Here is a 13,326-nt window from a genome sequence, read left to right as displayed (position 1 = left end):
AACATGAATGGATTTCAGCTACAACAGATGGTGACTGACATCGAGGATGGCTGGCGTGTCAGTCATTTTTGTACGACCCGCTTAGGGATTTCGCGAAAAATGTTAGTATCGATTAAAAATCATGGGGATATCACGCGTAATGGTCAGCATGTTAACGTCCACGACGTCTTACACGCGGGTGATCATGTCCATGTCTTCTTCCCGGAAGAGACACCAGCACCGGATATGGTGGCGACAGAAGGGGAACTTGATATTTTGTTTGAAGATGATTGGTTGCTCGTCGTCAATAAACCGCCGGGCATGGCATCGATTCCGTCTCGACTGCATCCGGAACGCTCATTATCGAACTATGTCCTTGGTTATTACCGAAAACAAGGAATTCCGTATGCAATCCATATCGTTAATCGGCTCGATCGTGATACGAGTGGTCTTGTCTTGTTCGCGAAACATGGGCTTGCCCATCACCGGATGAGTCTCATGCAACGATCCAATGAATTAGAACGACATTATTTAGCGTATGCACCGGGAAACGTACCGGTACAAACAATTGATCAACCGATTGGTCAAACCGATCATTCCTTCATGGAACGAATGGTACGACCAGATGGTCAACGAGCCATTACGCATATCTTAAATAGCCGTCTAGTTCGAGCCTTTGACCAAGAAATCTCATTACTCGATATCCGACTTGAGACAGGTCGGACACACCAAATTCGTGTCCATCTTGCTTTTCTTGGGCATCCTTTGATTGGCGATACGATGTATCAAGGGAACCCGTTACTTCCGCGTCAGGCGCTTCATAGTGCGTCAGCAACGTTCCTTCATCCTGCGACGGGAGAACAGGTTCGTTTTGAAGCACCACTTCCTGAGGATCTCCGACTGGAATGATAAAGTACACAAATAAAAGGCAATGGACTTGGTCCACTGCCTTTTATTTGTGTTTAGTCTTCATCAAACATGGAAATCCGAGATTGAGAGGCGATTGCCATGATCAATCCTAGACCGACGAGGTTTACGATCATCGTTGATCCACCATAACTGATGAACGGTAGGGGAAGACCTGTGATCGGTAAGACACCAATCGTCATCCCGATGTTTTGGAAAATTTGGAACGTAAACATCGCGACGTATCCTGTCACGATATAGGTACCAAATGGGTCAGCTGTCTCGAGAGCAATCTGAATCAAGCGATAGACGAACAGGAACAAGACGATCAAGACGATGGCAGCCCCGATGAAACCGTAGTGAGAGGCAATCGTCGTAAAGATGAAGTCTGTATGCAATTCCGGAACGAACACTTGCAGTTTCCCGTATCCAACGCCGAACATTTGCCCTGAACCTGTAGCGTTGATTGCTTGGACGAGCTGGTACGACAGATCATCCGCATATTCGAACGGTTGCAACCAAGCCATGATCCGGTTCATCGCGTGACCTGGGAAAAAGGTTGCGAGTAAATCATTTTGGAAAAAGAACAGGTAAAAGAAGATGATGACGGCTCCTGCGAACAGACCGAACATCGTCAAAAGCCATTTCCAGTTTAGTCCGGATAACAACATCGCACATGCTAAGATGACGCATAGAATCAAACCGATCCCTAAATCGGGCTGAATGATGATAAGACCGAGCGGCAAGGCTGTAACCGCGACTAACTTGATAAGTAACAAGAGATCTCTTTCATGTTGAACATAACGCGCATTGTGCTCGGTAATGACGGCAGCGAGTGTCACGATCAAAAAGAACTTCATGAACTCAGCCGGCTGAACCGTACCGATAACTGGGAATTGATACCAACCGTATGCCCCTTTGATTTCAGTGACGATTGGTGTACCACGGAAAATGACAAGACCGATTAACGATACGATACCTGCTCCATATAAAAACCAGTGGAATCGCTTCAACTGTTCATAATCGATGAAAATGACGACCGATAACGCCATGAAGCCGATGACATACCATTGAATTTGTTTGGCAGAGAAGTTGATGGCACTGATCGCACCTTTAAGCGAAGGTTGTGCTGTATAGATGGCGATGATACTGATGACCATCAGACAGGCGAGTAAAAAAGCAACGTATGATCATAACGTTGTGTAAATGATTTGAATCGATTCATTTCATCCCTACTTTCTATCACTTTCTATATTACCGTAATTTATCAAATCCGCAATATCAAGAGCGATGGTTGACAGAAGCGTTACGTTTTTGTAACCTGAAGATAGGTTTTATTACCAGGTACTAATTCAAGGGGGACTTTATCATGAATATTTATCCTTCACTCGAAGGCAAGACGTACGTCGTCATGGGCGTCATCAACCAACGTTCGATTGCATGGGGTATCGCACGTGCGCTCGACGCTGCTGGAGCAAGCCTGGCATTTACATATGTCGGGGAGCGTTTTAAGGCACCACTTGAAAAATTAGGACAAGAATTATCACGTCCAGCTTCTTATTATACGTGTGATGTCACGAGTGATGAAGAGATCGAACAGGTCTTCCAAACGATTCATGCGGACCACGGGAAGATTTCAGGGATTGCTCACTCGATCGCATTCGCGGATAAAGAAGCGCTTCGTGGTGAATTTTCTGGGGTAACGCGTGAACAGTTCGCGCAAGCACTTGATATCTCTGCCTACAGCTTAACAGCAGTCGTCAAAGCGGCGAAAGATTTCTTTACGGAAGATGCATCCGTCATCACGTTGACGTACCTCGGTGGTGAGAAGATGGTTCCGAACTACAACGTCATGGGTGTTGCGAAAGCCGCATTAGATGCAAGCGTTCGTTATCTCGCTGCTGAATACGGTCAGCAAGGCGTTCGTGTCAATGCGATCTCAGCTGGTCCAATTCGGACAGTATCCGCAAAAGGTGTCGGCGATTTCAATTCGATTCTTGATAGCATCGAAGAACGTGCGCCACTTCATCGTAACGTGACGACAGAACAAATTGGTCAAAGTGGACTGTTCTTGCTTTCACAAATGTCGAGTGGGGTGACAGGAGAAATCCTTCACGTCGATAGTGGATTCCACATTCTTTAATAGATAACAGATTGAACCAAGCTTTCCTGAGAAGGGGGCTTGGTTTTTTTTGTGCTGGATCGGGGAAGTGTCAAATATGAACATGTTGAAGGAGAGAGGAAGTGCAGAGGATGAACGCAATCGATTTTACAGTCGTACAATATGTCAATCGTCAAGTACGTGTCGATCCACAGCTAAAGACTGAACCAGTCGCTCGAGTTCAACCGATACGTCCAGTCGACCCTTACCGCGAACACGAAGCGGACGACTTTTTAGAAGAACAGGCAAATGCATACGGTGTATTACCAGAACTAAAACTTCCCGGTCAAGCTTCGACCGGGAAGTTTAATCATTCATTGACCTGTGAAGCGGAATGTCTCATAGACACTCCAAGCACCGTTCTCCAGTTCATACAATAAAGCCATTTTCGTTACGTCCTCTTGGAAACGGATATCTTCCATCTTGAGACGTTCTAGTACATCGAACAGTTCGACATCCGACAGTTCTTGACCGATTGTGATGTGTGGCAAGAAATCGTATTTCGGCTTATGTTCGAGTGGTCCTGTATGCAAAGCGCGATGTAATTGTTCTAACTCATCCGTCGGCATTACTTTAAGGAACAAGACATTGTTCGTCGGATGGAACGAACGAGCTCCTTGGATGTGCAAATTGACAGGCTTCGTTTCGGACGCGATTCGATTCAACTCCGTCACGATGTGGTCTAGTTCTGTCTCATCGACTTCCATCCGCTCCCGTAGCGTGATATGAGGTGTGATCAGTGCATACTTCGAGTCATATCTCTTTCGGTATGAATTTGCAAAATCTTGAACGCGTTTCGATGGAAACAATACAACCCCGATGTTCATCGAAAATCCCCTACTTTCCCCTGAAATGATAACGCTTTACAAAATAATCATGACGGATTCTGGCGTCGATGTCAAAGAAGTTTGAGAGGAGCTTCAGAATCCGTGTATACTAATGAAGTACTTTGTTGGAGAGGTGGATATAGTCATGAAGAAAACACATTCAAAAGAGGTCAAACAGGCAGCTATCGATAAGTTACATGAACGAGGGGTGACGATTCATGCAATCGCTGAGATCGTTTACCAAATGCAGGCCCCCTACACGGTGGATTTGACAATTGAAACATGTGTCAGTTCAGTAGAACGTGTTCTTGAAAAACGTGAATTACAACATGCGATTCTCGTCGGAGCAGAACTAGACATCTTGGCGGAAAAAGGGTTATTATCAGAACCCCTCCTGTCCATCATCCAAAGCGATGAAGGGCTATTTGGCGTAGATGAGACGATTGCGATTGGTGCCGTCAACACGTATGGTTCGATTGCGGTTACGACGTTCGGCTATTTGGATAAAGCAAAGGTCGGTATTATCAAAGAACTCGATACGAAGCTTGGGGACGGAAAAGTCAACACGTTCATGGATGATATCGTCGCGGCCATCGCAGCAAATGCATCCGGACGACTAGCGCATCGTTTGCGAGATAAGGAAGACTATTCAGCAGAAGAATTAGAAGAACGTAAGGGAACATACTGATGCGGGGTGCAAGAGCGGCGTGGATAGGTGCATCCATTGCTGTCGTCTTATTCGTGATCATCGCTGTCTCCATTCGGACAACAGGCTATTTTTTATTTGATGCTCAATTATCGTCATATATGTCGCAACACGTCCCAGGGGATTACGTTTCTTGGTTCACTCAACTCGGATCAGGTCCAGGGGCGATGACGATGACGGTCTTACTTGGAATACTGAGTTATGTTTTGTGGCGAGATCGCATTGCAAGTATTTGGTATGTGTTCATGGCAGTATCAGTAGGTGGATTGAATCAAGTCGTTAAATTCGCCTTTGTCCGAGAGCGCCCCTCATTAAATGAACTGGTTGGTGGTGTAGGATACAGTTTTCCGAGTGGTCACTCAGCGATGGCTTTTGCCGTCTATGCCGGATTTCTCGTCGTTGCGTTTCGTCATTTGAAAACAGGTGGGAAGGTACTTGTATCGATCGTGACGATTGGATTATTCCTCGCCATGGGAGCTTCTCGAATCATTTTAAACGTTCACTATTTCTCAGATGTCATCGGTGGATATTGTTTTGCCGCGATTCTTTTATGTAGCTCCTATGCATTCATCGTCTCTCGTAGAAAAAAAGGAGTGGCTTGATGTTACTGTTAGATGTTGATCATAGTTTATTATTTGATGAAGAGACGATGCGCTCCATCGACAAGCCGACGTTGCTTGTCGAGCGAGTCGCTGGGCGACCTCGTTTTATGACGATGCGAGCGCATCTTAGATTAAAACGGTTAGTGTCAATTAACGGTGTTGTTCCGGTGACGAAACGAACGATGGAAGAGTACCAGCAGTTGGAACTCTTTCAAATCGATGCGCCACCGAAGTGGGCGATCATTGACGGTGGAAAGATTTTGCTTAAAGAAGGAAAAGTGGATCGTCGATATGAAAATTGGCTTCGTCAATTCAATAAGGAGACATCACTTGATTCCATCCTTGAGTATCTCATCGAAATGGAACAAGTTTCGATTGATGTATATCCTTCTGAGACGTTATCCAGAGTAATCACGCTTCCACATGAGCCGATTCAACGGACGACGGACGAAGCCGTATTATTAGAAGAACTATTTCGTAAGTATGAAACGACATGAAAAAACCGGACGGTCTCAAGCAGACCGTCCGGTTTTCATCGTTTCGTGCAAGATATCAAGTTGTTGGTAAAGGAATCTCATCGAACCAGTACACACCGACCGTCTCAGCACCAGCATGTGCCAAGATGGAAGGACCAAATTGGGTAATGCGTACTTGAAGCTCCGGATGTTCTGTAGAAATCAAGCGCCGTAATTCTTCAGCAGCGGCATGAGCGAGCGTGTGACTGACATAAAGCGTCCGATCATATACACCATGAGCACTGACTTTTGATGAAATTTCACTGACCATTTCTTTAAAAGCTTTTTTGATGGAACGGACCTTTTTAAATGGGACAAGCCGTCCTTCCTCATTAAATTGAGCGATTGGTTTAATATTGAGCATGTTTGCTAATAAAAACTGACTTCCAGAGACACGTCCGCTCCGTCGCATCGTCTCCATATTTCCGATGATCAGATAAAAATGCGATTTGTGCTTGAATGTCTCAAGCGTAGACATGACTTCATCGGGACCTTTACCAGCAGCAACGAGTCGTTGTGCGATCCGGACAAGTTCTTGCTGATTCGCAGCACCTGTATACGAATCAATCGCGTATAAGGGGAAACCAACGGCTTCAGCTGCAGCGACGGAACTCGAATATGTGCCGCTCAGTCCACTCGTGATATGAATCGCATACCCGTAATCATAGCCATCTTCAAGCAATTGTTCATACAAGGTCACGAAGTCACCGAATGATGGTTGAGAAGTCGTCGGTGAAGCGTGAGAATCTTCTCGCATTTTTTGATCAAGCTGTTCAATCGAGATATCGACATACTCCCGGTAAGACTCCCCGTTTAAGATGAGTAAAGTCGGTATCACATGGACTCCGATTTTTCAGCCTCTCCTGGCTCAAAAAAAGCCATGCTGTCGGTAATCCAAGCAATCTTATCCATGTATATGACGCCTCCATTAATAGAACCATTTTGTTCATCATACCATAGCGATGAAAGCGGAATCACTAGCTAGCGCGTTTTTGTGTAATAGAAGCACTGGAAACGTGTCCAAACCATGAACTGATACCGAAGGCGATGAGTGCTGGGAATAACCATTCTAAACTTTGATCCACTAAAGGTAAGGATTGATAGAACGTTTTGAGATTTCCCGGGAAAAGCGAAAGTTGATTCAACGCACTACAGAATGAAAAGAAAATCGTTACACCAAGAGTTGATTGATAAACAACCGACTTACGACGGAACAGGTGACGCATGAATGTCAATGCGATCAAGACGATGACGATTGGATAAAGGAACATCAATACCGGAACAGCGATAGATAACAATGTCTGCAATCCGACGATCGATACCGTAAGACCAAGAGCAGTCGTGAAGATACTTGCCGCTTTTAAAGATACACGGTTGGAAATCGTCATCATATATTCTACAAATGCGGTGACGAGACCAACTGATGTCGTCAAACATGCAAGCAGAATTGCAAGACCAAGTACAGCTAAACCGATTGAGCCGAAGGCAGTATTTGCATAATGCTGAAGAAGTGCTGGACCATCAACTTTTCCGATGGCGGCAAATGTGTTACGTCCGATCATTCCAAGTCCGACATAGACGAGAGTCAAAGCAGTGGCAGCGATGATTCCGGCACGAGTGACGACTTTAAATTGTGCTTTTCGTTCATGAACGCCTCGGCTTTTCAATGTATGCAGTACGACGACACCAAATACCAAGGCACCGAGTGCATCAAGTGTTAAGTATCCTTGAAGGAAACCTTGAATGAATGCCTGTCCAGTCGTCTCATACGCTTCGTTTGGTGAAGCGACACTCGAAAGTGGCGAAATGATACTACTGATGCTTAATGCTGCAAGAGCAATCAGTAATAATGGTGTGATGAAACGCCCGATGATCTCAAGTAATCTTCCTGGTCGTAGTACAAGATAAAGTGTAGCAAGGAAAAAGAGACTCGATGAGATGATCAACGTCATTTGTGAGGGTGCACCAAGGAATGGTACGACTCCGAGCTCATACGTGACAACCGATGTTCGCGGAATCCCGAAAAAGGGACCGATCGCAACATAGAGTGCGAACGTCAAGGCAGCACCTACAAAACGAGGGAGTGGTGCAGCAAGTGTTTTGATGCCACCTCCGATAGAGGCAACTGCAAGTAAGCCGAGCAAAGGAAGACCGACACCCGTTACGATAAAACCAAGGATGGCAGGAAGGAACTGTGAACCCGCAAGCGCACCGAGTTCCGGTGGGAAGATCAGGTTACCCGCACCGAAAAATAAAGCAAAAATCATAAATCCTAGAGCAAATGTATCTTTTGTCTTAAACATGTGTTGTCCTCCATTCATCCTAATTTCATAAAAAAAGCCTCATCCACTAAATTTGTGGATAGGCGTCGTTTGCTCAGACGCCTTGTCGAAATGACGAAAAGGGCCTGGATCTTCATTTTCTCAAACGAGAAATGAATCTTCAGTCCCTACTCTTAATCACAATCAGTCGTTCTTGGATGAGCGTTGCGTGTGTCATGTTTAAAACCTCCTGTTTGAATTTTTCTAAGGATAACATGAAGAAATTAATAAAACAATATTTTCTGAAAATTCACCGCCGAATTTTTGAAAACAAATAACGTCTTGAAGAGAGATGAGGGTCTCTACTCAAGACGTTTTACGTTACACATCAGCTCGTTGCAATCGAGCGCGTTTTTTTGTGGCGTTTCAATTTATGGAGGAGCCAAGCGTGAACGACCTCACAGGATTGACGTGGTAACGTCAGTTCAACAAGCGATTCCTGCTGTTGCCCTTTAATGATGAAAAGTCCATTTTCTTCATCGACAGGGGCGATGGTCATTGAACTCGCTTCATTCAGCGACAATTTTACTTCACCGAGTGTCGCATCCTTTAATTTCAGGATGTTTCCATTTGTCGCAAATTTCGTGAATGAGCCAATTCCGTTCACTTTTAACTGATCCATATTGAATTCCTCCTTCTGTTGATTCCAGTACTGTCCCTATAAAAAACCGGGTCTAACTTCTATCTTGAAAAGGTTATACTCATTATAGCGAAGTCTTCACCAGATGCTAGTCTTATTTTGTGTGAAAATTCGAAAAATTTTTTAACAATATTGTCATATGGATAGGAATACCTGTTAAGAGGGAATCATCATGTGAAATTCAAATAGAACAAAAGCATCCTTCTCTAAAAGAAAAAGATGCTAAAGGTCAATCTAACTCAAAACTCCATTTTTTTTTGCGACAAACAAGCGTTCCTCGTCGAAGGATCGATTCTTTCTCCGCTTCAAAATCTTCATGTAATACGCTCATATCTTCGTAGCGTCCTGCTACATATACAGGAATCGTGATATTTCTTGAGAAAACAGACCGTTTTGCACTTTCAAAATCAATCAATACTCCTTCTTTGAGGAGATGACGGATATGAATCATGATTTCAGCCGTTAAGGCGATCGAAGCAACGGATCGTGCGTGCTGACGAAATTTCCGTTGTACGAGATCGGAGATAAGTTGTTCTACCCTTGACCAATCCTTCAAGTAAACAGAAGCATGAAGCCCATCGTGTTCGCTAAAATAGACCAGTTCATTCTCGATCGAGTCAAGGAAAGGAAGCGGTGTCCCTCGTTTCATATGCATTAAAAATAATAATTCCGCGATTTCGACATCCGTCAATACATCGAGCGAATGGGAAGATCGAATATCAATAGCAGTCAAAGGATGACGCTGGACATCCGTTGATTGTGAAAACTGTTCGATCTCATGCGATTCGATGTAATGAAGCATCGTTCGAAACGATTGTTTCGTCTGTTTGAAATCACTTCCTGAAATGAGTAAAGGACGTTTCAAATCCACGGCTGCAGCGAAATCAGAGAAATGTACTCCTGACATCGTTAATCGTTGATTTTCCTCGTCCTCATATAAGTAAAGTAACGCACTCGACATACCACTTCGCTTCCTTTCCATGACTAACTACTTCATAATTTAATAGTAGCAAAACTTCGAATTGCCTGAAAGGATATTTACTTCTGAAAACGGGCATACTACATAGAGAAGCATAAAGAGAGGTGATGGAGCATGTGGGGCTTGCGAAAGCCTTTCCCGGAATTGCGGACCGAGCGCTTCATATTACGTGAGCTCGAAAACCGTGACGCACGCGAATTGTTTAAAATCCTATCGGACGATAAAGTCATGTACTATTACGGATCAGATCCGCTCGTGACGGTCTATGAAGCTAAAAATGTCATCAGTTACTTTAAAGAACAGTTCACGCAAGGTAAAGCGATTCGCTGGGCAATTGCTGATGCACAAACGAATCAATTGATCGGTACGATCGGTTTTCATAACTGGTTGTCTCAATACCATCGGGCTGAAATTGGTTTTGAAGTTAGTCAAGATTATTGGCAACGTGGTGTCGCTTCGGAAGCGGCAAGAGCTGTTCTGACATATGGCTTTGAAGAATTTGCTCTCCATCGGATCAGCGCCCTCGTCGCACCTGAAAACCTCGCTTCTAACGCATTGGTTCAAAAATTAGGATTCAAAGCAGAAGGATTACTAGAAGATTATGCATACAGTCATGGTCGTTTCATGGATTTGACGATGTACCGTATGCTCGCATCTGAATGGAAGGGATGAGGTAGTCAATGGAAAAACAAACACTCGTACTCCTGCATGGATTTACAGGAGGAACAGATTATTTTAATCGGGTAGAGGCAAATTTACGACATTCCTTTGATGTATTACCACTAAGTTTACCGGGGCATGAGGGACTTGATGTTGGTCCGGATACGATTGAAGGCTTTGCCGAATGGGTCATGCATGAACTTGATCGACGTGGTATCGAAAAGCCGATCATCATCGGGCATTCATTTGGTGGATACATCACAGCTGCAATCGTAGAAGGGTATGCGGATCAAATCAGTGGATACGGACTGGTGTACTCGACAGCTAAAGCAGATGATGAACAAGCGAAACAAAAACGAAATCAAAACATCACGCGCGTTGAAGAAGTCGGTGTTAGAGAATTCGTCAATGGTCTTGTTCCATCCTTATTCGCTGAAGGGGCAGATGAGTTCGCTGTCGCTGAAGCACTTGAGATCGGGTACATGATGACGGTCGAAGGAGCTATCCGTGCGCTCTCTGCGATGCGAGATCGGCGAGATATGACGAAGGTCTTGACGAAAGCAAGCGTGAAGGGTGTCATCATTCACGGCACGAAAGATCAACTGATTTCAGAGGAAAGCGCATTTGCACCAAAGAATGATCATCTCATACATCGGTCAACAGACAGTGGACACATGGGGATGCTTGAGACACCGGATGCTTTCGTTGCAATCATCGAAGAAGCATTCAAGTAAGTTTTTGCCCTACGGTCATGTCTGTAGGGCATTTGCTTTGCATTTCAGATGAGATATCTGAAATGATAGGAGTGGAGGGGATACACATGAAAATCGTAGCGATTGAACCAACACCAAGTCCAAATAACATGAAAGTCATCGTTGATGAGGTCTTTTCGGAAAAGGGGCAGACATTCGAGCATGCCTTTGGCGCACCGGAACACATTCAGCGATTACTTGAAATACCTGGCGTTAAGTTCGTTTATCAGGTCAGTGACTTTTTATCGATCGAGCGTTATCCGAAATATGATTGGCGCTCGCTTGTCATCGATATACGACGTGCGTTCGGTGAAACGTTGAATGACGTTGAACAACACAAGACAGATGCTGAGTATGAGCCTGTCCATCTATTCGTGCAGTTCATTTTAGGCGTACCGATGCAAATCAAAGGTGTGAAAGGATTAGAAGAAAAACGAGAAGGGCTGTCGGAACGTTTCCGGGAAGCAGCGCTATTCGTCCAACCATTCGTTCAAAATGTCATTAGCGATCGACGCTGGGTAGAACAAGCACCTCGATACGGTGACCTTGACGAAAGCTTGCGTGAAGTAGCGAATGAGATTGAGATTGCCTATCCAGTCGAACGTCTCGAACGTCTCAAGTCGCTCGCAGCAGGAGAAGATATTACGTTTAGCGGTCAAGCGATTCAATCATCCGATTGGAAAGAACGATTCGCGGCGCTCGATGAACTACCTGTTGAGATGGAATGGGTTCCAGCTTATGCTCGCCTGTTACAGGATGAGAAGATGCAAATTCGACGTCAAGCGATCGTAAAGCTTGGGATGTTCGAAGATCACCGTGAAGAACTGTTAGAGTATTTGACGAGTGCACTGCATGATCCGTCAGGGATCGTTCGCCGGACAGCAGGCGATACGATTTCAGATTGGGCGATGCCGGAAGCTGAACCAATGATGATGGAAGCGCTAGCGGATAAAAATAAATTAGTACGCTGGCGAGCTGCTCGCTTCCTGTTTGATGTCGGAACGGAACAATCAATTCCAAGATTGCGTGAAGCCATTCGAGACCGGGAATATGAAGTGGCTCTACAAGCCGAACTCGCATTAACTCGGATCGAAAGTGGGGAAGAAGCACTAGGAACGGTTTGGCAGCAAATGAATCGAATGATAGATGAAAGTTCATAAGAACTTAAAAAATAATTGCTTAAGAGAATCATTCGACAAAATGAGTCACCAATTGTCTAGGTATATTTTCCCTGTTGTCTAAAAACGCTGGTAAAATAATCAAAATTATGTTGTCATCTTTTTGAAATCGAAATGAAATGTGTTGGAAATGCTTATTAAAACGCTTGCATCTAACAACTAAATCAAGCATTCCAAAATATCCCTGATGAAATTGAAATATTGTTTCGAAATGAAATGTCGAATGACAATTTTCTTCTTTTTCCTGCCCTTTGGTACAGTTAATCTACAATAACGAATTCGAATCATGTAGGTCATTTCTTGGCTGGGCATTATGAATGAGAAAAGGGGAGAATCGGGGATATGTTACTTTTCGCTGAAACAGATTTAGCAGTAGGATACAAGGAACGGACAAAAACAGGGGTATATGTAACGATCGAAACAATCGACAGTCGTACGATTACATTAGTCGCGCCAGCAAACGCAGCAGAGGATATTTGTGACGAACTGTTTGCGACAGGATTAGAGCAATTGTTTTCATTCAAGATGAATCCATCGACTTTACCTGTGGCATAAGTGGATAAACGTGCGAGAGAGGAGAATCCTCTCTCGCTTTTTTTGTGATAAAATTATTAGAGATAAAAGGAGGGATGAGATGAAACGTCTCGTTTTCATTCTGCTACTGCTTTCTGTTTGTTTAGCAGGTTGCCAAGAAAAGAAACAACAGGCAACAACAACCACGAACGAACCGATTCAGATCGCAGTCAAAACGACAAAGCAGGACGACATGATGCAATTAGACATTTCTTTAACGAATCCAAATGATCACAGTGTGAACGTGACGTATCCTTCCTCACAACGTTTTCAGGCTCAATTGATTGATGCGAAACAACACGTAACGTATGATTTTGAGAAAGAGCAAGTATTCACGCAAGCGATTGAAAAAGATACGTTCACGAAACGCGAAACGAAACAGTATACGGTTGAATTACCAATCTCCTCTTTAGGTGATAGTACGGAAGTACGCGTATCGACAATCCGTCAGTTTAAAGGAGCAAGTGCGAAACAAACGACGGATCAGCAAATGATTGATTCAAAATGACGATTAACACAACATGAAG

General features: G+C 44.2%; 17 protein-coding genes. 11 read left to right on the top strand and 6 right to left on the bottom strand.

Going from position 1 to position 13,326, the window contains the following annotated elements; translation table 11 throughout:
* Nucleotides 1-3: 3 nt before the first annotated feature.
* Nucleotides 4-888, top strand: coding sequence for an RluA family pseudouridine synthase (locus AC3B4V_RS05995; RefSeq protein WP_214858071.1), 885 nt, complete (start codon nucleotides 4-6; stop codon nucleotides 886-888).
* A 53-nt stretch (nucleotides 889-941) separates the two neighbouring features.
* Here the strand turns inward: AC3B4V_RS05995 and AC3B4V_RS05990 are convergent, their stop codons facing one another.
* Entirely contained in the window at nucleotides 942-2,045 is a 1,104-nt protein-coding gene (locus AC3B4V_RS05990; protein WP_488377970.1) for an FtsW/RodA/SpoVE family cell cycle protein, read from the bottom strand.
* 209 nt (nucleotides 2,046-2,254) lie between these two features.
* On the opposite strand from AC3B4V_RS05990, the gene fabI reads away from it, so the two are divergent.
* Both fabI and AC3B4V_RS05980 read left to right on the top strand, forming a co-directional pair.
* Complete coding sequence (gene fabI, locus AC3B4V_RS05985) at nucleotides 2,255-3,028, top strand: enoyl-ACP reductase FabI (protein WP_029342212.1); 774 nt, start codon at nucleotides 2,255-2,257, stop codon at nucleotides 3,026-3,028.
* Nucleotides 3,029-3,138: 110 nt separating this feature from the next.
* Nucleotides 3,139-3,426 (top strand): hypothetical protein, encoded by a 288-nt coding sequence (locus AC3B4V_RS05980; RefSeq protein WP_488377969.1) that lies wholly within the window; start codon nucleotides 3,139-3,141, stop codon nucleotides 3,424-3,426.
* Here the strand turns inward: AC3B4V_RS05980 and AC3B4V_RS05975 are convergent.
* Nucleotides 3,361-3,873, bottom strand: a complete 513-nt coding sequence (locus AC3B4V_RS05975; protein WP_023468877.1) for a YjcG family protein — start codon at nucleotides 3,871-3,873, stop codon at nucleotides 3,361-3,363. The genes AC3B4V_RS05980 and AC3B4V_RS05975 overlap by 66 nt on opposite strands.
* A gap of 145 nt (nucleotides 3,874-4,018) precedes the next feature.
* Between AC3B4V_RS05975 and AC3B4V_RS05970 the strand changes: the two genes are divergently transcribed.
* The 3 genes from AC3B4V_RS05970 to AC3B4V_RS05960 are packed head-to-tail and all read left to right on the top strand — an operon-like array spanning nucleotide 4,019 to nucleotide 5,678.
* Nucleotides 4,019-4,561 carry a phosphatidylglycerophosphatase A family protein gene (locus AC3B4V_RS05970; RefSeq protein WP_034786059.1) on the top strand — a complete coding sequence of 181 codons (543 nt, stop codon included), beginning with the start codon at nucleotides 4,019-4,021 and terminating at the stop codon, nucleotides 4,559-4,561.
* Entirely contained in the window at nucleotides 4,561-5,181 is a 621-nt protein-coding gene (locus AC3B4V_RS05965; RefSeq protein ID WP_214859672.1) for a phosphatase PAP2 family protein, read from the top strand. The genes AC3B4V_RS05970 and AC3B4V_RS05965 overlap by 1 nt, the downstream gene beginning before the upstream one ends.
* On the top strand, nucleotides 5,181-5,678 hold the full coding sequence (locus AC3B4V_RS05960) for a hypothetical protein (RefSeq protein ID WP_214859674.1): 498 nt from the start codon (nucleotides 5,181-5,183) through the stop codon (nucleotides 5,676-5,678). Before AC3B4V_RS05965 ends, AC3B4V_RS05960 begins: the two co-directional genes overlap by 1 nt.
* Nucleotides 5,679-5,733: 55 nt before the next feature.
* Here AC3B4V_RS05960 and AC3B4V_RS05955 read toward each other — a convergent pair whose 3' ends face one another.
* The 4 genes from AC3B4V_RS05955 to AC3B4V_RS05940 form a co-directional block, all read right to left on the bottom strand.
* Nucleotides 5,734-6,534, bottom strand: coding sequence for a DegV family protein (locus tag AC3B4V_RS05955; RefSeq protein ID WP_488377968.1), 801 nt, complete (start codon nucleotides 6,532-6,534; stop codon nucleotides 5,734-5,736).
* Nucleotides 6,535-6,673: 139 nt separating this feature from the next.
* Entirely contained in the window at nucleotides 6,674-7,999 is a 1,326-nt protein-coding gene (brnQ, locus tag AC3B4V_RS05950) for a branched-chain amino acid transport system II carrier protein (protein WP_488377967.1), read from the bottom strand.
* Nucleotides 8,000-8,345: 346 nt separating this feature from the next.
* Nucleotides 8,346-8,639: a hypothetical protein gene (locus AC3B4V_RS05945; RefSeq protein ID WP_050677561.1), complete on the bottom strand. Its 294-nt coding sequence runs from the start codon at nucleotides 8,637-8,639 to the stop codon at nucleotides 8,346-8,348.
* 247 nt (nucleotides 8,640-8,886) lie between these two features.
* The gene (locus AC3B4V_RS05940; RefSeq protein WP_244290046.1) at nucleotides 8,887-9,639 is read right to left on the bottom strand and encodes a hypothetical protein; all 753 of its coding nucleotides are present in this window, start codon (nucleotides 9,637-9,639) and stop codon (nucleotides 8,887-8,889) included.
* A gap of 111 nt (nucleotides 9,640-9,750) precedes the next feature.
* On the opposite strand from AC3B4V_RS05940, the gene AC3B4V_RS05935 reads away from it, so the two are divergent.
* The 5 genes from AC3B4V_RS05935 (at nucleotide 9,751) to AC3B4V_RS05915 (ending at nucleotide 13,307) form a co-directional block, all read left to right on the top strand.
* Complete coding sequence (locus tag AC3B4V_RS05935) at nucleotides 9,751-10,308, top strand: GNAT family N-acetyltransferase (RefSeq protein ID WP_023468869.1); 558 nt, start codon at nucleotides 9,751-9,753, stop codon at nucleotides 10,306-10,308.
* Between the two features lie 8 nt (nucleotides 10,309-10,316).
* On the top strand, nucleotides 10,317-11,030 hold the full coding sequence (locus tag AC3B4V_RS05930; protein ID WP_214858068.1) for an alpha/beta fold hydrolase: 714 nt from the start codon (nucleotides 10,317-10,319) through the stop codon (nucleotides 11,028-11,030).
* A gap of 86 nt (nucleotides 11,031-11,116) precedes the next feature.
* The gene (locus AC3B4V_RS05925; RefSeq protein WP_488377966.1) at nucleotides 11,117-12,208 is read left to right on the top strand and encodes a conserved virulence factor C family protein; all 1,092 of its coding nucleotides are present in this window, start codon (nucleotides 11,117-11,119) and stop codon (nucleotides 12,206-12,208) included.
* A 360-nt stretch (nucleotides 12,209-12,568) separates the two neighbouring features.
* Nucleotides 12,569-12,781 carry a hypothetical protein gene (locus AC3B4V_RS05920; protein ID WP_023468866.1) on the top strand — a complete coding sequence of 71 codons (213 nt, stop codon included), beginning with the start codon at nucleotides 12,569-12,571 and terminating at the stop codon, nucleotides 12,779-12,781.
* Nucleotides 12,782-12,860: 79 nt separating this feature from the next.
* Nucleotides 12,861-13,307: a BsuPI-related putative proteinase inhibitor gene (locus AC3B4V_RS05915; RefSeq protein WP_223040610.1), complete on the top strand. Its 447-nt coding sequence runs from the start codon at nucleotides 12,861-12,863 to the stop codon at nucleotides 13,305-13,307.
* Nucleotides 13,308-13,326 lie beyond the last annotated feature (19 nt).

This window comes from Exiguobacterium sp. E17S, from assembly GCF_057772545.1.
The sequence above is the reverse complement of the archived record's forward strand: the minus strand, read 5'-3'. Positions and strand labels throughout refer to the sequence as shown.